Source organism: Pedobacter sp. TM02 (assembly GCF_059705275.1).
The window spans coordinates 548,079-569,790 of sequence record NZ_AP046530.1; the positions used below are offsets into that span (position 1 = coordinate 548,079).

A 21,712-nucleotide genomic window follows, 5' to 3' on the forward strand; every position below is an offset into this window, starting at 1 on the left:
CCATATTAAAATTAATCATGAAGAAAATCATTTACACCGCTTTACTGGCCACTTTGAGCGTAGGTGCTTATGCACAAAAATCAGATGGAACAACAAAATCGTTGGTTAATGCCGAAAAAGCATTTGCCGAAGATGCGGCTAAAGAAGGCGCAAATGCAGCTTTTCTAAAATATACGGCAGCAGATGCCCTGGTATTTAGGCCAAACCCTACCAATGCCAAAAAATTCTATGCCACGGCAACCGACATGAAATCGTTGAGCTGGACGCCAACAACCGCCCGTGTATCGAGAAGCGGCGATTGGGGCTTTACCAGCGGTGCTTATGTAGTCAATGGCGAACAAAAATCGTATGGCCATTACCTTTCGGTTTGGAGAGCCAAAAACGGAAAATGGGAACTCATTCTCGACCTTGGAGCCGAAACCAACAGGCCTTTAAACAAGGCAGTTGCCAATTTTGTAGAGCCTAAAGATCATTTTACGCCAAAATTCGCAACAGAAAAAGAGCTGAAAGCAGGCAGGGATGTGATTTTAACAACCGAAAAAACATTAAATGCCACCTTGAAATCTTATGGACCAAGCGCTTTTGCAGGTTTCTTGAATAAAGATGCGCAATTGTTGTTCCCAGGTACAGAAACCATTACCGGTAAAGAAAGCATCCAGGCCTTCAACAACCGTATGGTAGACAAAATCAACTTGAAAACTACGGCTGCCGACAAGGCATTGGGTGGCGATTTGGCTTATACTTATGGTGTGGCCACTATCGACTACAAAACCGATTTGCGCGAAAGCTTTAATTACCTGTTTATTTGGGAACGCCAGAGCGATGGCAATTGGAATATCATGACCCAAATATTTACCTTGGCCGAACGTTAACCAAACCAACCAAATATAAACCTTCAAGGATTCTGGCTATGCTGGGATCCTTTTTTGTTTAGTAGCTAAAGGTCTTTTGGCTTGAGCCTGTTCCCTGCTCGCCATTTCAAAAACTGGCTTCATTATTGCTCGAAAATGGACATGAAAAAACACCTACTTTTCTTGATTTTTTGCTCGATTTCATTAACCGCCTTGGCACAAAAAAAATTCGATGTGCAAGGACACCGCGGCGCGCGTGGCATCATGCCCGAAAATACCATCCCCGGAATGATCAAAGGCCTCGAGCTGGGTGCCACCACGCTCGAAATGGAGATCGTCATTTCTAAAGACAGACAGGCTGTTGTTTCGCAGGAGCCCTATTTTAACTTCGAGTTTAGCCTAACGCCCGATGGCAAGCCGATTACCCTGAAAGACCAGAGAAAATATAATATCTACCAGATGAATTACGAAGAAGTAAAGAAATTTGATGTCGGCAGCAAAATCCATCCACGCTTTCCTGGTCAGCAGAAAATAGCGGCTTACAAACCCCTGTTGGGCGAACTGCTGGATTCGGTAGAAAACTACGTCAAACAGAAGAAATTGCCTAAGCCCGATTATAACATCGAAACCAAGCTGATCCGCAATGGCGATGGCGAATTTCAGCCAAGTCCGGAAGAATTTGTAGATATCATCATGGGTATTGTCAAGGAAAGAAAGCTGGAAAAAAGGGTGATCATCCAATCATTCGATATGCGTTCTTTGAAATACCTGCACCAGAAATATCCGAAAATGCGCACTTCGCTGGGCATCGACGAGAAGGAGGATTTTGAGAATAACATCAAGGAGTTGGGCTTTAAACCAACCATTTATAGCCCCTATTCGGTGTTGGTGGGTAAGAATCTGGTTGATAAATGCCGTGCCGCTGGAGTGAAGATTATTCCATGGACGGTTAATTCGGTAGCTGATATAGAATACCTCATGAATTTGGGGGTTGACGGCATTGTAACCGACTATCCAAATTTAATGGGACAGCTTAATCGTAACAATTAATTAAACTTGGTGAAAGCTCTATCGCAGCGTGAAAAAAATTAAGGCAAATACAGAGACAAAAAAGCATTTTTGGCGGCAAGGTAACCACAACCGAGTACCACCAATAATTTAGACTGGAAACTATAGTTGCGATTGGATCGTGGTAGTCTTGGGCTTATTGTTGAACATGATCGCTACCAATACGCAGATGAGCAGCAAATTATATTCTACGCCGTTTCGCCCGCCACCAACCACAAACCAGCCCTCTTTAAAATGAACAAGTATAATGCCCATCACAAGTATAGCAATGGTGAGCAAAGCGGCAGGCTTTACCCACTTGTTGGCCACTAAAAGGATGGCACAAGCCACATGCGACAATTTGATGGCCCAGGCCAAGGGTACGCCCACGGGCGCAAAGCCGATCTGGTTTAAATAGTCCTGTCCGAAACTATGGATGCCACCATCGAACATGCCGGGCAAGGCATGTGTAAGCAAAATGACGGCAATGGCGATATGGAGGATAAAAATGCTGTTCTTCATGCAGGATTTAAAAGGTTATCCTGATTAAGGTACCCAAATAATTTCTCTATGCAGCAAACCGAGAACAGCTTGGTGATTTTCGCATAGGCGGGCTTAGGCCTGATTTAGTAGCCTAACTGATTAAAACAAATCTTTGATGAGTTGTTCTATCGATAAGCCCTCGGCTTCTGCACGGTAGTTACGTACGATACGATGGCGCAAAATAGGTTCGGCAACCGCTTGAACATCCTCAATATCCGGCGCATATTTGCCCGAAATGGCGGCATGGCATTTGGCGCCAAAAATCAAAAACTGCGAAGCCCTAGGGCCGGCGCCCCAAGAAATGTAGTTGTTAACCGCTGTCGAGGCAAACTCGGTATTCGGGCGGGTTTTGGCTACCAGCTTGACAGCATATTCCAAAACATTATCGGTAACCGGGATATTTCTGATCAGCTTTTGGAAATACTGGATTTCGCTGGCACTTACAATTTTGTTCAGCTGTACTTCCCTGTTGCTGGTGGTGTTTTTAACAATGGTCAGCTCGTCGGCAAACGAAGGGTAGTTGAGCTGAATGTTGAACATGAAACGGTCTAGTTGCGCTTCGGGCAGGGGATAGGTTCCTTCTTGTTCAATGGGGTTTTGCGTAGCCAATACAAAGAAAGGCTGTGGTAGGGTATGGGTATGGCCTGCGGCAGTAACCGCTTTTTCCTGCATGGCCTCCAATAAGGCTGCCTGTGTTTTTGGAGGTGTACGGTTAATTTCGTCGGCTAAAATGATATTCGAAAATATAGGGCCTTTAATGAATTTAAAATGGCGGTCTTCACCTAAAATCTCTGCCCCGATAATATCGCTGGGCATTAGGTCGGGCGTAAACTGGATGCGGTTAAAATCGAGGTCTAAAACGTTGGCAACGGTCTGCACCAATAAGGTTTTGGCCAATCCGGGAACGCCTACCAAAAGGCAGTGTCCATTGCTGAATATGGCGATTAGTACAGATTTTACGATTTCGTCTTGGCCAATAACCACTTTGCCAATTTCGGCCTTAATGTTCTTGAAAGATTGGTGCAGGGCATCTACCGCTTCGACCTCGTTATTAAATTGCATCTATTGTTTCTTGTCTTTATTAACCCAAAGTTTCATCTCGTCGCAAGTAGCAAACTCGTCGTCGATCCTAATATAAGTAGTTTCTCTGCGTTTTTCAAACCACTCGCTCATTACTTTTGCATTTTTATCCTGTTGCGCCCTTTCTTTAAACTTAGGGTAATCCTGCTCCAGGTTGCCCTTGTGTGGCGGGGTTTTAGACTTTAAGAAGAACAATTTATAGCCTTCCTTGCCGTCTTGTTGACTGCTAAATGGAATAGGTTTCGAAACCTCGCCAACTTTCATGGTATCGATAACCACAAATACCGAAGGATCAAGTTTTTCTACCGGGATAAAGGTTGTTCTGGCCGTTTGGTTGTCGGCGTAAAGCATCATACCGCCATTGTATTGGGTTTCTTTGTTGTCTGAATAGAGCGATGCGGCAGAGGAGAACGGTAGTTTTTTATCAGTGATGTCTTTATAGATACTATCGGCTTTGAGCTTGATGCGGTCTAAACTGGCTGGCGTAGTTTGTGGCCTGATCAAAATGTGCCTCACGTGTGCCTGCTCACCCCTGCGCTCAATGACCTGAAGAATATGGTAGCCATATTCGGTTTCGAATACCGGCGACATTTCGCCAGCTTTAAGCTTAAATGCCCAAGCCGTAAATTCCTTGACCATGGTGGTTCTGTCGATAAAGCCCATATCGCCACCTTCAGAGGCAGAACCTGGATCCTCAGAATAGCTTTTGGCCAAAAAGCCAAAGTCTTCGCCACTTTTGATCCGCAACCTGTATGATTCTATTTTGTCGTAATACCTTTGTTTTTCGGCTTTGGTTAGTTTAGGGTAAAGTACAATTTCGCCAACTTCTACTTCTGTACCAATGTCGGGCAAACTGTCTTTATTGTAGCTTTCGAAATATTTTTTAACCTCTAAAGGCGTTACAGTTGTGTTTTCGGTAATTTTTTGCTGCATTTTGTCGGCAATAAGACCTTCTTTTACTTCTGGTCTCATTTCGTCTTTGTACTGAAGCACCGATTTTTGCAAGAACTGCTCTAAACGCTCCTGTCCGCCCATACGTTGGATCTGGTAGCGCATGCGTTTGTCCAAAGCATCATCAACCTGGCTGTCGTCAACCATAATCGAGTCGATTTCAGCTTGTTGCTTCAACAGTTTTTGGATCAGCATTTGTTGCAGGAAGTAGCATTTGACCTTGGTATCGGGCGGATTTCCCTGGTTGAGGAAAATAGCATATTGCTGGTTGAGGTCGGAGAGGAGGATCACGTTGCTTCCTACTACGGCCACTACTTTATCTATGGTTGTTTTTTGTGCTTGTACATTGATGAACAGGCAAGTTAGCAAGCCTGCGATGATTAGAAATCTCTTCATTATGGGTGTATTCAATTATTTCTGTTGCAAAGTTAATATTATTCGGCTAACACCGGGCTTTTAAGGCTTGGCCAGCTTTCTAAGTTCGTCGTCGTTTACCTTTACGGTATATTTGGCTCTTAAAGATTTGATCCATTGGTCTTCGAGGCTTTGCTGATAATCGGCAATTACCTGTCCACGGACATCTTCAAAGCTTTTGCCGGCATAGTTGCCCGCGTTTTTGCTGTAGAAATTATGGATTTGCGCTTCGTCGTCCTGTACCTTGCTCCAGATTTTCTTTTCCGAAACATTGAACATCAGCACACCTTCGCGGTACTCGTTCATGATGAAGTTGTACTCTATGTTTTTGGGCGAGGTTTTTCTTTGCGCTTTCAGGGCATCTTCGTAACCATTAATTTCTTTTTTATAGGCCGTATCGGCATCCAGTCCCATCGCCTTGGCGTCCATTACCTTCAGCTTAAAGTTAATGTACAGGTTAAGGTAGGCCGCCAAGTCTTGGTAGGAGGCACTGGCCACCCCTGCATGATTTTTTTTGTAGACCCACATAAACTCTTTGCTGCTGATGGATTTGCCGTTAACGGAGGCAACATTTTGAGCAAAAGCAACATGGACCAAAGAACAGAAAATAAAAATGCAACAGACTTTTCTCACAAGAGACAACAGCTATAAATTTTAATGGATAAAAGTAATAATTTAAGGCGCTATAATAAGATATTTAACTAATTTTAACAGAAAATAATTTCAACAGAAAAGAGAAGAAGGTGAACCAACTTACCAATAACGCAGAAGCTTTACGTTTATTTTTTACTGAAGAGGTTTATTTGGTGCGACAAGATGTGCAAGCGACTTCTGTTGAACCAATTAGGGTAGTGTCTGCCCAAGTGCCCGGGCAGGCCCCTGTTGCCTTGCCCAAAGCCGAACCTGAGCCAACAACCGAAAAAGTGGTGGCCCTGCCTGCCATGCCAAGCCTGCAAACAGCTCCAAAAGGCGGTTTCGATTTCAAGTTTTTGGGCAAAAACCAGAAACAGATCCTTATTTTGGTTAACGATAATGCAAACGAGGTGAGTACGGAACAGGGGAGGGAACTGTTGCGCAAATTGGTCAAAGCCATTGAACTTACTGCCAACGATTTTGCCTTGGTTAATTATGCGAATTATGGCGGAGCCAAATTCCGGGATTTCAGCACTTTCTTTAATTGCAAGCTGGTGCTGTCTTTTGGGGTAACTGCCCAACAGCTCGAACTGGCCGAACAGCCTTTGCACCAATTGGCCATGCTCGAAAATATCCAATTTGTTTTTACCCATAACCTGCACAGCCTGGATAGCGACCAACAGAGCAAAAAAATGCTTTGGGGTAGCTTGCAGCAACTCAAAAAATAGCCGGTCTATCATGAAAAAACTTGTCTTTGCCACCAATAATGCCCATAAAACAATAGAGGTGAGTAACCTGCTGGCACCTGCCTATGAAGTGTTGAACCTGGCTGGCATTGGTTGCGAGGTGGATATTCCGGAAACAGGCCATACTTTTGCCGAAAATGCAACCCTGAAAAGCAGCTATGTCGTCGAAAACTTCCAGCTAGATTGCTTTGCCGACGATAGCGGCTTAGAGGTAGAGGCCCTGAATAATGAGCCCGGCATTTATTCGGCCCGTTACAGCGGCGTTAAAAACGATCAAACTAATCTTGAATTTCTATTGGGAAAAATGGAGGGGGTAGCCAATCGCAAGGCGCGTTTCAAAACCGTAATCTCACTCATGCAAAACGGAGAAAACCATTTGTTTGAAGGGGTCATTAACGGTTATATCAGACAAGAACCTGCAGGAACCAATGGCTTTGGCTATGATCCTATCTTCGAGCCAGAAGGCTTCGGTATAACTTTTGCCGAAATGGATTTGGCACTGAAAAACAAAATCAGCCACCGGGCTTTGGCCATGCAACAACTCATCGCATTTTTAAAAGGATAAGTCGTTTCTTTTAGCTAGGTAGAAATTATGATTCATTAAGTTTAATGATCCGCTTTGTGACGGTTAAAAGCAACCAAATCCATCTTCAGTAGCCCTATTTCCTTTATCATCAACCCTTTTTTGGTAAAATAACTTTTCCGGTATCGGTTTTTACCGGCTCCAGCTCTAAGGGCTTGCCAAGCGGAGCTGGTTTTTGCCCAGCCTCTTTTGGGGTAGCGCTGGCAACTGGTTTTTTGGCGGGCAGTATAGGCCTCACTCCACTAGGGTCAACACCCTTGTTTTTGTCGCCCGTCTTCGATTTGTCGGCAGGAGCCGTCTTGGGCGTAGCTTTGGCTTTTGGCCTGCCTTTAATCACATCGGCTTTGCTTCTTGGCCTTAATTCTGGTTTCCAGATAAATCCGGTTAGCAAAGGTTCCTTTGGCATTTTATCGATAGGGAACATGGTGCCCTCGTTTTTCTTGATAATGGTTACCTCAGAAAGCTCCTTGTCGGCAAACCTGAATTTGATACGGCCACTCACCGTTTGGTTAAGGTTGTCGTAATTGCCGTTTTTGTCTTTGTTGTAGTACATGCTCTCGGCATTGCCGTCTACATACATGTCGCGCAGTTCGCCGTTTTGAAAAAAGCCGGTAATCTTTTTGCCCTTTACCTGGTTAAATTTGGTGGTATCGGTTTCGAGGTTCACAATAAATGCATTTTGCAGTACCTGAAAGCTATGTGTTTTCTTGTTTTTAAAGAATACGTTAATGGTATCGCCGGTTTGTTGGGAGCCGTCAGACCATAAAATAGGGTTTTTGTACCAGCGCAGTACCGAATCGGCCGAAGTGTAGTACAATGAATCGGCTATGGCCTGCATATTCGATTTATATACCCTTACATTATGGTAAGCCTTAATTACCCTGGCGGTAACGGTATCGGCGGGATTAAACACAGCTACGCTGTCCTTGCCGGTCTTGCCAGCGGGATTGGCTTTATTGGCCGCTACAGCTTTTGCCTTTGGATCAACAGTTGCCGGTTTTTTGCCAGCTACCGTAATTTTTTTCAAGCTGTCTGCCATCTTTTGAGCAGTTTTCAAGCTGTCCTTGGCCTTGATCTGCGCTTGCTGTTGCTGCACGTTAAGCAAACTATCTTGTCTAATGCTATCGAGCCGGAGCTTGGCTTTGGTGAGCAGTATGCTGTCTGCCAATAATTTTGGCGGACTCGTGTTTTTGGTATCTTTGGCCTTTTGTTCGGCTTCTTTTCTTTCCTTTCGGCTTAATTTTTTCGGGCTTTCGGTTGGTACAACGGCCTTGTTTAAAAGCTTGGCATTGGCCATTTCCTTTTTGGCCGCCGCTTTCTCTTTTTCCTTTTCTTCCTTCGCTTTTTCGTCTTCGGCACCTACTTCGTTGTCTTTTTCAATAATAGGCTTATTAAGCAGTTTGATGTTTTTGACAAAAGATTTCTGTGCCTCCAGGCTATCGGCACCCAGCCAAAGCGTATCAGGGACCTTCTTGTTGCCCACCATTACCGAATCGTCAGTTCCTATACCCACATAAGCATTTTTGGTCACCAAAACCCGTTCGTCGGCTTTGTAATACTCGCCAAGTTGGCCACGCATTACGGTTTTATCTGAAGTGTCGATGTAAACAATATTCCTCACCGCTTTGGCATAGCCTTTTTTGCCGTAATAATACAAGCTATCGCCTTTTAATGATCTCGAACCGTTGGTATAGAGGTTGTTTCTGTCGAAATAGGCATTTTCAGACTTGGTGTTGTAAAGCCCGTTTTCGGTATAAAGGTTGTCGTCTTTGCCCTTGATGTTGGTTGGACCGTAAAAATAGGTCCAACTGCTTAGGGTGTTATAGCGAAGGGTATCTGATTTGATGACGCTTTGCGGCGTTACCACCACCACGTTGTACCTGAAAAAAGCATCTTTGCTAAAGGCAAAGTACCAGCCTTTTTTACTGGTTAGGGTTACGCCTTCCTTATTGACTATTTTGCCGCCGTCGGTATAAGTACCAATACGGGTATTCATGTTGTAATCGAGCACATTGGTGGTGAGCACCGAAGTGGGGTCTACCATCCGTACATTGCTGTTGAGGTGCGCCATCTTGGCATTGCCGTCGTAATCGAGAAAATCGGAAAAGATATTGACGGTATCGCCTTGGTTGATGTGTACGTTTTTATAGGCTTCGAAAAAATTTCTTTCGGTATAGAAAACGGCACTATCGCAAGTTAAAATGGCATTATCCTGTCTAAAAATAGGATTTTTAACATAAGTGATGTTCGTTTTCGTATCTACCTTGGCCTGGCTCGAACCCTGCAGGATGATCTTGGTGCGCTGCTGCGCAAGCAACAAGTTGGGCAAAAGGACTAGAAGAAAGAAAAAGCGTAATTTTTGCACGTTACAAAGTTAAGTTTTTGCTTAGTATTTTCAGCTGATTAATTCTTTTGTTTTAAGGTTTGGCAAGGGCTTTTGCCCTTCATTTTAAATGGTTCGGCTTTGCGGAAGCGTTTTTTGTTCTATATTTTAAGTACAATCGTTATAAAATAGATAATTTTGGATTATGTTGCCATTGACCCAGTTCATCGCTTATATCAAAAAGAATGCCCTTTTTGAGCCGGAAGATAAAATCCTCCTGGCCGTGAGCGGAGGCAAGGATTCGGTATTGATGGCACAGCTATTTAAACTCGCCGGATTTCATTTTAGTATAGCCCACTGCAATTTTAATTTGCGTGGCGACGAATCGCGGCGCGACGAGAGTTTTGTGAAATTGCTGGCTGCCGATTTGGAAGCGCCTGTAGCCATTGCGCATTTCAATACCAGCGAATATGCCGATACGCATCAGCTGTCGACACAGATGGCTGCACGCGAACTTCGCTATCAATGGTTTGAACAGCTGAGGCAGGAGCTGAATTACGATTACATTGCGCTGGCCCATCACCAAAACGATTCGATAGAAACCCTGTTGCTTAACCTGGTCCGGGGTACGGGTATTAGTGGCATGCATGGTATTTTGCCCAAACGCGATAAGTTGATCAGGCCTTTGTTATTTCTGTCGCGCCAAGAAATAGACCAGTTGATAGATGAAAATAACATCAGTTTTGTTGAAGACAGCTCTAACGAGAGCAGCAAATATGCCCGTAACCGTATTCGCCTCACGGTAATGCCACAACTGCAGGAACTCAATCCCAAGCTGGAGCAGACCTTTGTCCAGAATATGGAGCGTTTTGCCGAAACGGAAGAACTGGTACAGCGCATCGTTGCCGAAACCCGACAGGCCATAATGTATGTAGAACATGGCGATTGCCATCTCCAAATAGCAAAAATCAAGGAGCTAAAGCCCCAAAAGCTTTTGTTGTTTGAATTGCTGAAGCCCTTTAATTTTAGTGCCCATGTGGTAAACAGGATTTTGGCATCGCTCGATAAGCAGAGCGGTACTTCTTTTTACAGCTCGAGCCATCGCGCAACCATTGATAGGGAAATGCTGATTATTTCGCCGGTGGAGAAGAAAAACGAAGAACATTGCCTGGTGCACCCCCAAGATAGCCATAGCTGGATTGGCAGCCAGGAAATCGCGCTTTCTTATGTAGAGGCGAGGGTGTACGAAACCAATCCGAATAAGGCTTACGTAGATGTTGCGCAGCTTATTTTTCCGTTGATATTGCGTTTTAGACAAGATGGCGATAGGTTTATGCCTTTGGGAATGAGGCAGTTCAAGAAACTGAGCGATTTTTTGATCGACGAAAAAGTACCGTTGCCCCAAAAAGAACGCATTCCTTTGCTGATTAACGGTAATGGCGAAATAATTTGGGTAGCCGGATTAAGGCAAGACAATAGATATAAAGTCAATGCAACAACGAAAAAAGTTGCTATATTCGAACTGTTAAATCAATAATGGATCAAAAGCACGTTTATATCGAAAAACAATACATTGGGCGCGATTATATCCGCATTGCCATTCGTTTGGTCATGGCGGCCTTTTGTTTTGGGGCCTACGTGTATGAGCGCGATAGAGACAATACCGTAGATCTTTTTCTGGTAGTGGGCTTTGGCATTATTGGTGTTTCGATTATTCTGCTGTTTCTGATCCAGTATAAAATCCGCATCGAAAACAAGAGCGTAATTATTGACGGACTTTGGACGGCCAAGCGCGTTAAAATTGACCTGAACAGCATTGTAAAGGTGCGCAAGGCTACTTACAGCAATTATTTTTTCAATAATCCGGTTTACAACCTGCACAGAAAAGGCAGCATCAGATTCTATTCTTCTGGCAAAGATGCCATCGTGCTAACTGATCGGGATGGCCTCGAATATTTCATCGGTACACAAAGACCTAACGAGATGTACCTTGTGATCCAGGCTGAAATGAAGTCTTGATTTGTAGCCACAGGTTAACAGATTTTAATTACGCGTCGACTGATTTGTAAACCGTAAACTGATAACTGCCAACTGATAATCTCTCCATTTTATTACCGGCAGATAACAATTAATACATAAGATATAAGTTAATTTGCTTTCGTTAATTTAATCTGGTTTTGATTAAATGGAATACTTAATTAGCTTATTAAAAGAAACAACTAGATGAAAATAGGAATTGTTTGTTATCCTACCTTTGGCGGTAGCGGTGTAGTAGCTACAGAGTTGGGCAAAGCACTGGCTAACGAAGGCCATCAGGTTCATTTCATCACTTACAGCCAACCGGCCCGGCTCGATTTTTTCTCTGCCAACCTGTTTTACCACGAGGTTTCGGTGAGGGATTATCCGCTGTTTGATTACGCTCCATACGAATCGGCCCTGGCCAGCAAGCTGGTAGATGTGGTCAGGTTTGAACAGCTCGACCTGTTGCATGTACATTATGCCATTCCGCATGCTTCGGCCGCCTTTATGGCCAAGCAGATTTTGGCTACCTATGGTATCAATATTCCGTTTGTAACCACGCTGCATGGCACCGATATTACTTTAGTAGGCAAAGACGCCACCTACAAACCGGTGGTTACTTTTTCTATTAACCAAAGCGATGGTGTTACTACCGTATCGCAAGACCTTAAGGAAGATACCTACAAGCACTTCGACATTCAAAAAGAAATCAAGGTTATTCCGAATTTTATCGATTTTGCCCGCTTTAGCCTGAAGCCTAAAGATCATTTCAAAAAAGCCATTGCCCCTAATAACGAGCGCATTTTGATCCATACCTCCAACTTCAGGAAAGTGAAACGCACCGAAGACGTCATCAAAATGTTCCAAAAGGTACAGGAGCGTATTCCGTCTAAATTGTTGATGGTAGGCGACGGACCCGAGCGTACGGCTAATGAACAGCTTTGCCGGGAGCTTAACATTTGCGAAAACGTAAGGTTTTTAGGCAAGCAGGATGCGGTTGAAGAAATCCTCTCGGTTTCGGATCTCTTTATCATGCCTTCCGAATCGGAAAGCTTCGGCTTGGCTGCCCTGGAAGCGATGGCCTGCAAAGTACCTGTCATTACTTCGAATGCAGGCGGTTTACCAGAGCTGAACATCGACGATTTTTGTGGCTACATGTGCAATGTAGGCGATATAGACGATATGGCCAACAAAGCCATTACCATTCTAAGCAATGAAGATGTGTTGGCTTATTTTAAGGAAAATGCCTTAACCAGAGCCAAAGACTTCGATTTGAAGAAAATATTGCCCATGTATGTTGAATTCTACAACGAAGTATTGGAGCAATCGAAAGTAAATAATTAATACAGCTGTGTTTATAGTTTGCTAAATATTAGGCAAACGGGTACGCCAACATTGATTCGTTTGCCACTGTCGGTGAGTTTGCCGGTAATGCTGTTGCGGTTAAAAACCACTACCTCGTTGGTGTATTGGTGCGCCACCAGCAAAAACTTGCCCGATGGATCGATGCTGAAATTGCGCGGGCCTTTGCCCAAAGAGCTTACGCTTTCTACAAACCTCAAAATGCCTGTTGGCAAAACAGCAAACACATTAATGGTATTGGCATCACCGCGGTTGCTTTCGTAAAGGAATTTGCCGTCGGCACTTACATGGATGTCGGCACCGTCGATCCTGCCGGTAAAGTTTTTGTCGGCAGTAGCCATCTCCTGGATCTTTTTCAAAGTGCCATTGGCGTAAACAAAGCCGGTGATGCTGCCGTTAAACTCGTGGGCCAAATAGGCAAAACGTCCGTTCGGACTAAAGGTTAAGTGCCTTGGGCCGCTTCCTGCATTGGTTTTGATCACCGTTTTTATGCTCAAGACTTTGTTTCTGCTAATGGGATTGTAGTTGTAGATATAAATCCGGTCTTCGCCCAGGTCGTTCGAGATCAAGTATTTTTTATCGGGAGTGAACTGCACCATGTGCACGTGCGCGCTTTCCTGTCTTTTTTGAGGGTCGATGCTTTTGCCTGTGTGTTGGATTACCTGCTTGGCATCGGTTAAAGAACCATCGGCATGGCGACCAAAAACACTGATGGTTCCGCCACTGTAATTGGCCAGGATTACGTTTTTATCATCAACGCTGATGTAGCAGGGATCGGCACCTTCTGAATCTTTTTTGTTGAGAAAAGCCAAATCTCCACTGGTACTATTGAATTTGAACGAACTTACGCCGCTGTTCTTTCCATCTTCGTTTACGCTATATACAAATTTCTTGTCTTTGCTGATGGCCAAATAACTTGGGTTGACTACGTTTTTGGCAACGGCTTTTAACTTGGTTTCGGCGTTCAGGGTATTGAAGTCGTACACATAAATCCCCTCGCTATTGCCCTTGTTGGTATAGGTGCCTACCAGCAGATTGTAATGCTGTGCATGGGCATTGGCCACAAAAAGAAGGGCAACGGTAAGGAAAAATAATTTTTTCATGGTTCCGGAATTTAAGCTTAATAAAAAAAGACAACGTTTAAGGTTGTCTTTATGGAGTGAATTTAATTAAAAAAAAATGATTTGAGCCAAGAATGGCACCTAAAGCGATTGAGTTGATGAATGATTTAGCCTTATTGTTTGGTTCTTTAACCAGCCGTCTTTCAGGCACCTCCTCTTTCAACTCTGGACTTTCAACTTCAAACCTTCCGCCTTATTTAATTAAATGTTTAATCTGGATCAGTTCGTGCTCTTCCAAAAAGCGCCACCTGCCTCTTGGCAAATCCTTTTTGGTCAGGCTTCCGTAAACTACGCGGTCAAGCTTAACTACCTCATAGCCCAGGTGTTCGAATATGCGGCGTACGATGCGGTTTTTACCACTGTGGATCTGGATGCCGATTTCTTTTTTTGAGGCTCCGGCCACGTAAGAAATGTTGTCTGGTTTGATCAGGCCATCTTCCAGTTCCAAGCCAAACTCGATTTTGTTGAAATCGCCTTGGCTTAGGTTTTTGTTCAGCTCAACGTGATAGATTTTGGTAATGCCATTTTTAGGGTGCGACAGCTTATCCGCCAACTCGCCATCATTGGTCATTAACAATAATCCGGTCGTATTTCTATCTAAGCGGCCCACAGGGTAAATCCGTTCGCGACTGGCTTTTTCTACCAATTGCATTACCGTGCGGCGTTCTTGTGGGTCGTCGGTAGTAGTAATATAGTCTTTAGGCTTGTTCAAGAGTACATAAACTTTCTTTTCGCGTTTAAGCACCTCGCCATTGTAGCGTACTTCGTCTTTGTAAGGGTCGACTTTGTGGCCCAGTTCGGTAACCGGAACGCCGTTTACGCTAATTACACCGGCTTCGATCAGTTCGTCGGCCTTGCGGCGCGAGCAGATGCCCGAATTGGCAATGTAGCGGTTCAGGCGGATCAGGTCGTCGTCTTTTGAAGCAACGGGCTTCCGGCTGCGGGTAGCTGGAGCAACCCTTTCGCCTTTATCTTCTTTGCGTAGCTTGAAACTGCCTTCTTCTCTTTTTCTGAACGGACGGCTGTCGAAGCTTTTCGGCGCGCTACTTCTCCTGTCGCCTGATTTGAAATCTTCTCCGGTTTGGCCGTCTCTTTTGGTGTAGCTGCGTTTGCTTTCGGTAATGCCGTCTTTAGAACTGGCGGCTTTGAATGGGCGAGGGCCCTCTTTTTTATCCCAAGGCTTATTAAATCCTTCTTTAGCTTTAAAGCCGCCTTCGGTTCTGGGTTTGTATGCTCTTTTTTCTTTGGGGTCGAAATTAGACTTGCGTCTGTCGTCTCCTGCTTCTCTGGATTTGTAACCGCTTTCGGTTCTTGGTTTATATTCTCTTTTCTCTTTCGAGTCGAAGCCGGATTTCCGCCTGTCGTCTCTTCCTGTTGCGTCGTTAAACCTGCTTTGGGATTTGTCAGTACCTGTAGATTTGCTGCCTGTACTTCCTTTGCCCGATTTGGACTTGTCATCGCGACTGTTCCTGTTGTTGTTTCTGATCATGATATGCCTCTAAGCGCATGAATTATGCGGATGCAAATTTAGCAAAAATCTCGTAATCCAAACCCTTAAATTTTGTCCAAATTGAGAAAAATGGAATCTGCGTTTAAAGTTATTTAAAGCCTGATTTTTAAACTTAATTTCATAACTATTTGATAATTAGGTTAATAAAATGTACCTTTGCGCACCAAGTATATTTTGTTCACCAAAAAAAGGAGGAAGATGATAAAGAAACACCTCATTCCATGTACGGTAATCTTGGTATTACTGGTTATGGCAAAAGTGTTTGCTTATACGCTGCCAGAAGTAAAGACAAGTCTTGATAAGGACAACAAAAATACCCTAAAAAAAGAAGCTGAAGAGCCGGCTTTCTCACTAGCTCAACTAGAATTTGCAGCAGAAACCCTACCCATGGGCGACGCGAAAATAAACGGCAAGATGAAAAAGGTTTTGGCCTCTTTTTCTTACCATAACCTGCAAACTAATCGTTTACACCGCAAGGCGGCAGAATGGTTTCCGATTATAGAACCTATTTTGGCCCAATATGGTATTCCTAACGATTTCAAGTACATTCCATTGGTTGAATCAGGCCTTCAGGGCGGTACTTCGCCCAAAGGCGCAGCCGGCTATTGGCAATTTATGCCCGGAACGGCCCGTACCTACGGACTTCGAGTGAATAGCCGTGTGGATGAACGCAACAACCTGAGGAAATCGACTATTGCGGCTTGTAAATATATCAAAGAGCTTTATGGAATCTTTGATAGCTGGACGCTTGTAGCCGCGGCCTATAACGTAGGCGATGTGCACATGAAGAGGCAGATTAACAGACAAAATCAGGATAATTATTTCAAAATGAAATTAAACCGGGAAACAGGAGGGTATGTTTACAAGTTGATTTCGGTCAAAGAAATTTTAGAAAACCCCGTACGCAATGGCTACGTAGGGCAAAGAGCACTCATTGCCTATACGGGCAGCACCAGCAGCAATGTAGAGTAATTTGATTTAAACAAAACAAAGGCCGTCAATCTCAAAGTTGACGGCTTTTTTTGTTGTCTTGACATTGGCCTTGCTGCGAGTTGTGCTGATATTTTGTAATTTAGGCCCATGTCTACACCCCAGCTTCGCGTTATTGCCGTCAGGCCACAGCCTACTGAAGTGCTGGCTATCGATTTTGAAACGGTAGACGGATCAAAGCTTGCTTATGAGGCCGGACAATTCCTGACCTTGGTTTTTGAGGTAAACGGCAAAGAACTGCGAAGATCTTATTCCTTTTGCAGTTCGCCAGTGGCCGACGAACCTTTGTCTATTGCCGTGAAGTTGGTGGAAAATGGAGAAATTTCGCGATTTATCCATCATCAATTGGCTATAGGCGATGTAGTTAATACGGCCGAACCCAACGGGCAATTTGTTTATATGCCTGCACCAACGCTCAAAAGAACAGTTTTTCTGTTTGGTGCCGGAGTAGGCATAACGCCACTTTTTTCAATCCTCAAAACGGCATTGCTTAGCGAGCAGTTTTCTAAAATCGTACTGATTTATAGTAGCCGTTCTGCCGAAGATACTTTGTTTAGGGATGAGCTTCGGCAGTGGGAACGGGATTATCCCGAGCGCTTAACCCTTATCCAGCTGCACAGCAATTCGAAAAACCTGATGCGCGCCAGACTAAATGGATTTCTGATCAACCAATTGGTAAAAGAAAATATGGCCTTCAGCTCGGCCGACGCGCTCTTTTATACCTGTGGTCCGGTTGATTACATGGATGTTTGCCGCATTACCCTGCTTGGAGCCGGTTATGCGCCAGCTCAGGTTAAACGCGAGACTTTTGTGTTGCCCGAGGACGAAATTGACGAAGATGATTCGACCGAAAAGGTAAAGGATACGAATACTTATTCGGTGGTACTCCATTTTGCGGGCAAAGTACATCATTTAGACATTCCTTATCCCAAACGGATTTTAGAAGTAGCGCTCGAAAACAAGATCAAATTACCATACAGCTGTAGCGGTGGTGTTTGCAGTACCTGTGTAGCCACTTGCATTGAAGGCGGTGTAAGAATGGATTACAACGAAGTGCTTACCGACGATGAAGTGGCTCGTGGGCGGGTGCTGGTCTGTACGGGGCATCCCACGGTAAATGGCACCACAATTACTTGGGAGTAGGTAAATGGTTGTGTCTGCCCGAGTTGCAATCGCCTAAATGTACCTTAATGCCTAAATGGTTGAACGGCAATTTGAAATGTTGCCGTTGTTTTATCCCCTAAGGCGCCTAAGACCGTCTAAGTCTCAGTTTGTCTAAATGTACCTTAACGCCTAAATGGTTGAACGGCAATTCGAAATGTTGCCGTTGTTTTATCCCCTAAGACGCCTAAGACCGTCTAAGTCTCAGTTTATCTAAATGTACCTTAATACCTAAATGGTTGAACGGCAATTTGAAATGTTGCCGTTGTTTCACCGCCTAAGACACCTGAGGACGTCTAAGTCTGAGTTTATCTAAATGTACCTTAATACCTAAATGGTTGAACGGCAATTTGAAATGTTGCCGTTGTTTCACCGCCTAAGACACCTGAGGACGTCTAAGCCTGAGTTTATCTAAATGTACCTTAATGCCTAAATGGTTGAACGGCAATTTGAAATGTTGCCGTTACTTTACCACCTAAGACAGCTGAGGACGTCTAAGTTGCGGTTTGCCTAAATATCTTAACTTCTTAATGGTTAAACTGTTGATTTCAAAATGCTGTTTTTGCCGAGAAAATATGCTATTTGATGTTTTTGGATGATGATGGCAGTGGCACAAATTCGGTTTCTCCGGGAACGGGTGGATAGTCTTGCGCCAACCATCTTTCTTTGGCTGCCTCGATCAGCTCACGGCTACTGGCCACAAAATTCCAGTAAATGAAACGCTCTTCCGGAAAGGGATCGCCACCAAAAATGTAGATGGTGGTATTGGCATGCATGGTAAACTCGCAGAGCGAGCTATCCTTGGCCACTAAAAGTTGCTTGGGCTCAAATTTGTTGCCATCGCTTTCTACCGCGCCTTCTAAAATGTAGATGGCGCTTTCACCAAAAAGCCTATTGCCAATTTTAATGGTTTGTTGAGCCGAGGTTTTAAGTTCTAAAAAGTAAAGCGGACTATACACCGGAATGGGTGATTGATGTCCCATCACCTCTCCGGCAATCAGCTTGTACCGAACACCATTTTCTTCCCAAGAAGGAATTTGTTCTACATCGGCATGGAAAAATTCAGGTTCCATTTGTTCGAGGTGCTTGGGCAGGGCCACCCAAATCTGTAAGCCGTGCAGTACTTTGTCTGTATTGCGCAGATAATCGGGTGTACGTTCCGAATGCGCAATGCCCTTGCCGGCAGTCATCCAGTTAACTTGGCCAGGTTTGATTTCTATTTGTGTGCCCAATCCGTCTCTGTGCATGATGTTGCCCTCAAAAAGATAGGTGAGGGTTGATAGCCCAATGTGCGGATGGGGCGGGATGTCGAGGTTGTTGTGGTCGTTCATGGCTACCGGGCCCATGTGGTCGATGAAACTGAAGGGGCCAACCATTCTTTTCTCGCGGAAAGGCAATAGCCTCCCCACCATAAAATTGCCAATATCACTTGGCCTTTCTTCGATTATAAGCTGAATATTCGACATCGGATTTTTTGTTTAAAGATAAAAAATTTGGTGCATATAAATCTTTATCGTAATATTGCAATATTAAAATATCAAATAATGGGGGCATCCAAAACAGATCACTTCTCCGCCAAGCAAAATGAAATGGCATCCATCATGAAAGCCTTGGGCCATCCAGCCAGAATAGCGATTATAGATTTTTTGCTGAGCGTTGATACCTGCATTTGCGGAGATATTGTAAACGAGTTGCCCTTGGCCCAGCCAACGGTATCGCAGCATTTGAAAGAGCTTAAAAATGCGGGCCTCATCAAGGGCAATATCGAAGGCAATGCCATTTGCTATTGCATAGACGAAGAAATGTTTGCCAAGTTCAAGCATTTTTTTGAAGAGGTGTTCGGAAAAATACTGGCCAAGAAAAAAGAATGCTGCTAGAAAAAATATAAAGTATGAAATTATCAGAAATAAAAAATATCCTGAATACGGTGGAGGCGGTCAATTTTAAGCTGGCCGATGGTACCTTTGTGCCAGTGCACTTTCATGTAACCGAAGTTGGCGTGGTGCGCAAGCACTTTATAGACTGTGGAGGAACCGTTCGTACCGAAAACCGGGCCAACTTTCAGCTGTGGAATGCCGATGATTTTGAACACCGCTTAAAACCGGCCAAATTGCTCAACATTATCAGTCTTTCCGAAGAGGTGTTGGGCATGGAGGATCTGGAGATTCAAGTAGAATATCAAAGTGGCACCATCGGCAAATACAGTTTGGAATTTGACGGCAAAGACTTTTTGTTGGTCAACATGCAAACAGCCTGTCTGGCCAAAGATGCTTGTGGTATTCAGCCGGCAAAACCAAAGCTCAATCTGGTACAGCTGCCAACAGCTAATTCAGGAACCTGTACGCCTGGTGGTGGCTGTTGTTAAGGGATGAAGAAGATGTTAGTGCTTTGTACAGGCAACAGTTGCCGAAGCCAAATGGCCGAAGGCTATTTGAGGGCTTTTGCCAAGGGGAAAGCCTTGATTTATAGTGCCGGAATTGAAACCCATGGCCTTAACCCCATGGCTGTTGCTGTAATGGCTGCTGACGGGATCGATATTGCCAACCATACTGCTAACCACATCGAGGAATACCAGGACATCGATTTTGATTTTATCATTACGGTTTGCGATCATGCCCAGGCCAACTGCCCGTTTTTTCCGGGCCATGCCAAAAGGTTTCATCAAGGCTTTTCAGATCCCGCAAAAGCCAAAGGGAGCGATGCGATGGTCTTGGCTTCTTTTGTCAAAACAAGAGACGAAATCAAGGCGTATTGCCAAACGTTTATAAAAGAAAACCTCGACTAGTTGGTCGAGGTTTTGCAAGAGTTTCGCTTACAAAGTTTTGGAAGCTTCGTAAATATTTTTGGCTTAAGCCTCAGCTTCTACCAACCCAGGAATGTCAACAACTTCGTTTACATCGGCCTGGTAATCAACACCGGCTATATCGAACCCGAACAGATTCAGGAAATCGGTTTTATAGCCAGCCAAATCGCCAATGGCAGGTAAAGTTTCGGTAGTAGCATCTTTCCAAAGTTCAACTACGCGATTTTGAACATCTTCGCGCATTTCCCAATCGTCAATCCTGATGCGCCCTTTTTCGTCAACCGGAACGGTTGCGCCTGTATATAATCTATCTTGGTATAAACGCTGGATCTGCTCAATACAGCCTTCGTGGATGCCTTCGGCTTTCATGATTTTATAGAGCAATGAAATATACAACGGAATAACCGGAATAGCCGAACTGGCTTGGGTAACCAAAGCTTTGTTTACCGAAACATAGCCCTTGCCGTTAATGTCCTTTAATTTATCGGTAATGGTAAAGGCAGTGGCTTCTAAATGGTCTTTGGCACGGCCAATGGTTCCTTTGCGGTAAACTGCTTCAGTAACGGCAGGGCCGATATACGAATAAGCTACCGTGGTAAAGCCATCAGCCAATACGCCAGCCTCTTTTAAGGCGTCGATCCACATTTCCCAGTCTTCGCCACCCATTACGGCTACCGTGTTTTCAATTTCTTCTTCGTTGGCAGGCTCGATAGAAACTTCAGAAACAATGCCGGTGTGGAAATCGACGGTTTTGTCGGTAAAGGTGCCGCCGATTGGTTTCAGTACCGAGCGGTGGGTAATACCTGTTTTGGGGTTGGTTCTTACCGGTGAAGCCAAGCTGTAGATCACCAAATCAATCTGGCCTAAATCGGCTTTGATCAGGTCGATGGTTTGAGTTTTAACTTCGTTAGAGAAGGCATCGCCGTTGATGCTTTTGGCATATAGGCCTGCTTTTTGGGCCTCGGCTTCGAAAGCGGCGGTATTGTACCAGCCTGGCGAGGCTGTTTTTCCTTCTTTGGGTGGTTTTTCAAAGTAAACGCCAATAGTTGCCGCGCCAGCACCAAAGGCACTGGTAATTCTTGAGGCCAAGCCAAAACCGGTTGATGCGCCAATAACCAACACTTTTTTCGGGCCGTTGATGGCCCCTTTCGATTTGATATAGTTAATTTGATTAATTACGTTTTGCTCACAGCCTTTCGGATGTGCGGTTAAACATATAAATCCTCGCATTCTAGGTTCGATAATCATAATTTCTAAGCTTTTCTTAAAATTAAATCAGCCCTGCGCCATTGGCAAAGCTTTGTTTTGTTTCCTCAAAACTATTCTTAATTTTTTTCCATTCCAAATATGCGGTGATATGTTTTGCGCAACGGTTGCCGAAAACAGGTTTTGCCCCATCAAATTCGAGTTTGAAAATAACGCCAACCATTTGTGTTTTGGCTTGTTTGTTTGAGGTATTAGTCACGAATTATAATGATGACATGTGCCTGATTTTCAGCTTTGCAGATGGGTCGTTTTTCTGCCCGAAAATCGTTATTTTTGCAGGCTGTTTTTTAATATCGAAAATTCACTAAT

Annotated in this window: 22 protein-coding genes; 12 read left to right on the forward strand and 10 right to left on the reverse strand. The window is 44.2% G+C overall.

Annotated features, from left to right (window positions below; genetic code table 11):
* Positions 1-17: 17 nt before the first annotated feature.
* Together AC6H1S_RS02390 and AC6H1S_RS02395 are read left to right on the forward strand one after the other, a co-directional pair.
* On the forward strand, positions 18-872 hold the full coding sequence (locus AC6H1S_RS02390) for a nuclear transport factor 2 family protein (RefSeq protein ID WP_497564992.1): 855 nt from the start codon (positions 18-20) through the stop codon (positions 870-872).
* Between the two features lie 141 nt (positions 873-1,013).
* Entirely contained in the window at positions 1,014-1,901 is an 888-nt protein-coding gene (locus AC6H1S_RS02395; RefSeq protein WP_497564993.1) for a glycerophosphodiester phosphodiesterase family protein, read from the forward strand.
* A 120-nt stretch (positions 1,902-2,021) separates the two neighbouring features.
* Here AC6H1S_RS02395 and AC6H1S_RS02400 read toward each other — a convergent pair whose 3' ends face one another.
* The 4 genes from AC6H1S_RS02400 to AC6H1S_RS02415 all read right to left on the reverse strand — a co-directional run bounded on the left by AC6H1S_RS02400 (position 2,022) and on the right by AC6H1S_RS02415 (position 5,414).
* Positions 2,022-2,420 (reverse strand): DoxX family protein, encoded by a 399-nt coding sequence (locus tag AC6H1S_RS02400; RefSeq protein WP_199138782.1) that lies wholly within the window; start codon positions 2,418-2,420, stop codon positions 2,022-2,024.
* A gap of 120 nt (positions 2,421-2,540) precedes the next feature.
* Entirely contained in the window at positions 2,541-3,503 is a 963-nt protein-coding gene (locus AC6H1S_RS02405; protein ID WP_497564994.1) for an AAA family ATPase, read from the reverse strand.
* Positions 3,504-4,868, reverse strand: a complete 1,365-nt coding sequence (locus tag AC6H1S_RS02410; RefSeq protein WP_199138788.1) for a peptidylprolyl isomerase — start codon at positions 4,866-4,868, stop codon at positions 3,504-3,506.
* 60 nt (positions 4,869-4,928) lie between these two features.
* Positions 4,929-5,414 carry a hypothetical protein gene (locus tag AC6H1S_RS02415; protein WP_233165757.1) on the reverse strand — a complete coding sequence of 162 codons (486 nt, stop codon included), beginning with the start codon at positions 5,412-5,414 and terminating at the stop codon, positions 4,929-4,931.
* A gap of 215 nt (positions 5,415-5,629) precedes the next feature.
* Between AC6H1S_RS02415 and AC6H1S_RS02420 the strand changes: the two genes are divergently transcribed.
* Both AC6H1S_RS02420 and rdgB read left to right on the forward strand, forming a co-directional pair.
* Positions 5,630-6,247, forward strand: coding sequence for a hypothetical protein (locus tag AC6H1S_RS02420; protein WP_497564995.1), 618 nt, complete (start codon positions 5,630-5,632; stop codon positions 6,245-6,247).
* Between the two features lie 10 nt (positions 6,248-6,257).
* The gene (rdgB, locus tag AC6H1S_RS02425) at positions 6,258-6,830 is read left to right on the forward strand and encodes an RdgB/HAM1 family non-canonical purine NTP pyrophosphatase (protein WP_497564996.1); all 573 of its coding nucleotides are present in this window, start codon (positions 6,258-6,260) and stop codon (positions 6,828-6,830) included.
* Between the two features lie 109 nt (positions 6,831-6,939).
* On the opposite strand, the gene AC6H1S_RS02430 is transcribed toward rdgB, so the two are convergent.
* Positions 6,940-9,213, reverse strand: a complete 2,274-nt coding sequence (locus tag AC6H1S_RS02430; protein ID WP_497564997.1) for an OstA-like protein — start codon at positions 9,211-9,213, stop codon at positions 6,940-6,942.
* A 163-nt stretch (positions 9,214-9,376) separates the two neighbouring features.
* Between AC6H1S_RS02430 and tilS the strand changes: the two genes are divergently transcribed.
* From tilS to bshA, 3 genes are all read left to right on the forward strand, one after another.
* Positions 9,377-10,708 (forward strand): tRNA lysidine(34) synthetase TilS, encoded by a 1,332-nt coding sequence (gene tilS, locus AC6H1S_RS02435; protein ID WP_497564998.1) that lies wholly within the window; start codon positions 9,377-9,379, stop codon positions 10,706-10,708.
* Positions 10,708-11,190: a hypothetical protein gene (locus tag AC6H1S_RS02440; protein WP_199138799.1), complete on the forward strand. Its 483-nt coding sequence runs from the start codon at positions 10,708-10,710 to the stop codon at positions 11,188-11,190. The genes tilS and AC6H1S_RS02440 overlap by 1 nt, the downstream gene beginning before the upstream one ends.
* A gap of 204 nt (positions 11,191-11,394) precedes the next feature.
* A complete protein-coding gene (gene bshA, locus AC6H1S_RS02445; RefSeq protein ID WP_199138800.1) occupies positions 11,395-12,534 on the forward strand; it encodes an N-acetyl-alpha-D-glucosaminyl L-malate synthase BshA in 1,140 nt (379 codons plus the stop codon).
* 11 nt (positions 12,535-12,545) lie between these two features.
* Here bshA and AC6H1S_RS02450 read toward each other — a convergent pair whose 3' ends face one another.
* On the reverse strand, positions 12,546-13,655 hold the full coding sequence (locus tag AC6H1S_RS02450) for a lactonase family protein (protein ID WP_497564999.1): 1,110 nt from the start codon (positions 13,653-13,655) through the stop codon (positions 12,546-12,548).
* A 211-nt stretch (positions 13,656-13,866) separates the two neighbouring features.
* Positions 13,867-15,162, reverse strand: coding sequence for a pseudouridine synthase (locus AC6H1S_RS02455; RefSeq protein WP_497565000.1), 1,296 nt, complete (start codon positions 15,160-15,162; stop codon positions 13,867-13,869).
* A 219-nt stretch (positions 15,163-15,381) separates the two neighbouring features.
* Here AC6H1S_RS02455 and AC6H1S_RS02460 point away from each other — a divergent pair, with 219 nt between their 5' ends.
* The gene (locus tag AC6H1S_RS02460; RefSeq protein WP_199138807.1) at positions 15,382-16,155 is read left to right on the forward strand and encodes a lytic transglycosylase domain-containing protein; all 774 of its coding nucleotides are present in this window, start codon (positions 15,382-15,384) and stop codon (positions 16,153-16,155) included.
* A gap of 108 nt (positions 16,156-16,263) precedes the next feature.
* A complete protein-coding gene (locus tag AC6H1S_RS02465; protein ID WP_497565001.1) occupies positions 16,264-17,316 on the forward strand; it encodes a 2Fe-2S iron-sulfur cluster-binding protein in 1,053 nt (350 codons plus the stop codon).
* 596 nt (positions 17,317-17,912) lie between these two features.
* On the opposite strand, the gene AC6H1S_RS02470 is transcribed toward AC6H1S_RS02465, so the two are convergent.
* The gene (locus tag AC6H1S_RS02470) at positions 17,913-18,800 is read right to left on the reverse strand and encodes a pirin family protein (RefSeq protein ID WP_497565002.1); all 888 of its coding nucleotides are present in this window, start codon (positions 18,798-18,800) and stop codon (positions 17,913-17,915) included.
* A gap of 78 nt (positions 18,801-18,878) precedes the next feature.
* Here AC6H1S_RS02470 and AC6H1S_RS02475 point away from each other — a divergent pair, with 78 nt between their 5' ends.
* From AC6H1S_RS02475 to AC6H1S_RS02485, 3 genes are read left to right on the forward strand one after another with little or no spacing between them, the layout of a single operon-like run.
* Positions 18,879-19,211, forward strand: a complete 333-nt coding sequence (locus tag AC6H1S_RS02475) for an ArsR/SmtB family transcription factor (protein ID WP_199138813.1) — start codon at positions 18,879-18,881, stop codon at positions 19,209-19,211.
* A gap of 14 nt (positions 19,212-19,225) precedes the next feature.
* Positions 19,226-19,699 (forward strand): DUF6428 family protein, encoded by a 474-nt coding sequence (locus AC6H1S_RS02480; protein WP_497565003.1) that lies wholly within the window; start codon positions 19,226-19,228, stop codon positions 19,697-19,699.
* A 3-nt stretch (positions 19,700-19,702) separates the two neighbouring features.
* A complete protein-coding gene (locus AC6H1S_RS02485) occupies positions 19,703-20,119 on the forward strand; it encodes an arsenate reductase ArsC (protein ID WP_497565004.1) in 417 nt (138 codons plus the stop codon).
* A 63-nt stretch (positions 20,120-20,182) separates the two neighbouring features.
* Here the strand turns inward: AC6H1S_RS02485 and fabV are convergent, their stop codons facing one another.
* Positions 20,183-21,385, reverse strand: a complete 1,203-nt coding sequence (gene fabV / locus AC6H1S_RS02490; protein WP_199138818.1) for an enoyl-ACP reductase FabV — start codon at positions 21,383-21,385, stop codon at positions 20,183-20,185.
* A gap of 22 nt (positions 21,386-21,407) precedes the next feature.
* Positions 21,408-21,566 (reverse strand): hypothetical protein, encoded by a 159-nt coding sequence (locus AC6H1S_RS02495; protein WP_497565005.1) that lies wholly within the window; start codon positions 21,564-21,566, stop codon positions 21,408-21,410.
* Positions 21,567-21,712 lie beyond the last annotated feature (146 nt).

Coding starts and splice junctions, on each gene's coding strand:
- AC6H1S_RS02390 (WP_497564992.1), top strand. CDS start 18: ATGAAGAAAATCATTTACACCGCTTTACTGGCCACTTTGAGCGTAGGT.
- AC6H1S_RS02395 (WP_497564993.1), top strand. CDS start 1,014: ATGAAAAAACACCTACTTTTCTTGATTTTTTGCTCGATTTCATTAACC.
- AC6H1S_RS02400 (WP_199138782.1), bottom strand. CDS start 2,420: ATGAAGAACAGCATTTTTATCCTCCATATCGCCATTGCCGTCATTTTG.
- AC6H1S_RS02405 (WP_497564994.1), bottom strand. CDS start 3,503: ATGCAATTTAATAACGAGGTCGAAGCGGTAGATGCCCTGCACCAATCT.
- AC6H1S_RS02410 (WP_199138788.1), bottom strand. CDS start 4,868: ATGAAGAGATTTCTAATCATCGCAGGCTTGCTAACTTGCCTGTTCATC.
- AC6H1S_RS02415 (WP_233165757.1), bottom strand. CDS start 5,414: ATGTGGGTCTACAAAAAAAATCATGCAGGGGTGGCCAGTGCCTCCTAC.
- rdgB (WP_497564996.1), top strand. CDS start 6,258: ATGAAAAAACTTGTCTTTGCCACCAATAATGCCCATAAAACAATAGAG.
- tilS (WP_497564998.1), top strand. CDS start 9,377: ATGTTGCCATTGACCCAGTTCATCGCTTATATCAAAAAGAATGCCCTT.
- AC6H1S_RS02440 (WP_199138799.1), top strand. CDS start 10,708: ATGGATCAAAAGCACGTTTATATCGAAAAACAATACATTGGGCGCGAT.
- bshA (WP_199138800.1), top strand. CDS start 11,395: ATGAAAATAGGAATTGTTTGTTATCCTACCTTTGGCGGTAGCGGTGTA.
- AC6H1S_RS02450 (WP_497564999.1), bottom strand. CDS start 13,655: ATGAAAAAATTATTTTTCCTTACCGTTGCCCTTCTTTTTGTGGCCAAT.
- AC6H1S_RS02455 (WP_497565000.1), bottom strand. CDS start 15,162: ATGATCAGAAACAACAACAGGAACAGTCGCGATGACAAGTCCAAATCG.
- AC6H1S_RS02460 (WP_199138807.1), top strand. CDS start 15,382: ATGATAAAGAAACACCTCATTCCATGTACGGTAATCTTGGTATTACTG.
- AC6H1S_RS02465 (WP_497565001.1), top strand. CDS start 16,264: ATGTCTACACCCCAGCTTCGCGTTATTGCCGTCAGGCCACAGCCTACT.
- AC6H1S_RS02470 (WP_497565002.1), bottom strand. CDS start 18,800: ATGTCGAATATTCAGCTTATAATCGAAGAAAGGCCAAGTGATATTGGC.
- AC6H1S_RS02475 (WP_199138813.1), top strand. CDS start 18,879: ATGGGGGCATCCAAAACAGATCACTTCTCCGCCAAGCAAAATGAAATG.
- AC6H1S_RS02480 (WP_497565003.1), top strand. CDS start 19,226: ATGAAATTATCAGAAATAAAAAATATCCTGAATACGGTGGAGGCGGTC.
- AC6H1S_RS02485 (WP_497565004.1), top strand. CDS start 19,703: ATGAAGAAGATGTTAGTGCTTTGTACAGGCAACAGTTGCCGAAGCCAA.
- fabV (WP_199138818.1), bottom strand. CDS start 21,385: ATGATTATCGAACCTAGAATGCGAGGATTTATATGTTTAACCGCACAT.
- AC6H1S_RS02495 (WP_497565005.1), bottom strand. CDS start 21,566: ATGGTTGGCGTTATTTTCAAACTCGAATTTGATGGGGCAAAACCTGTT.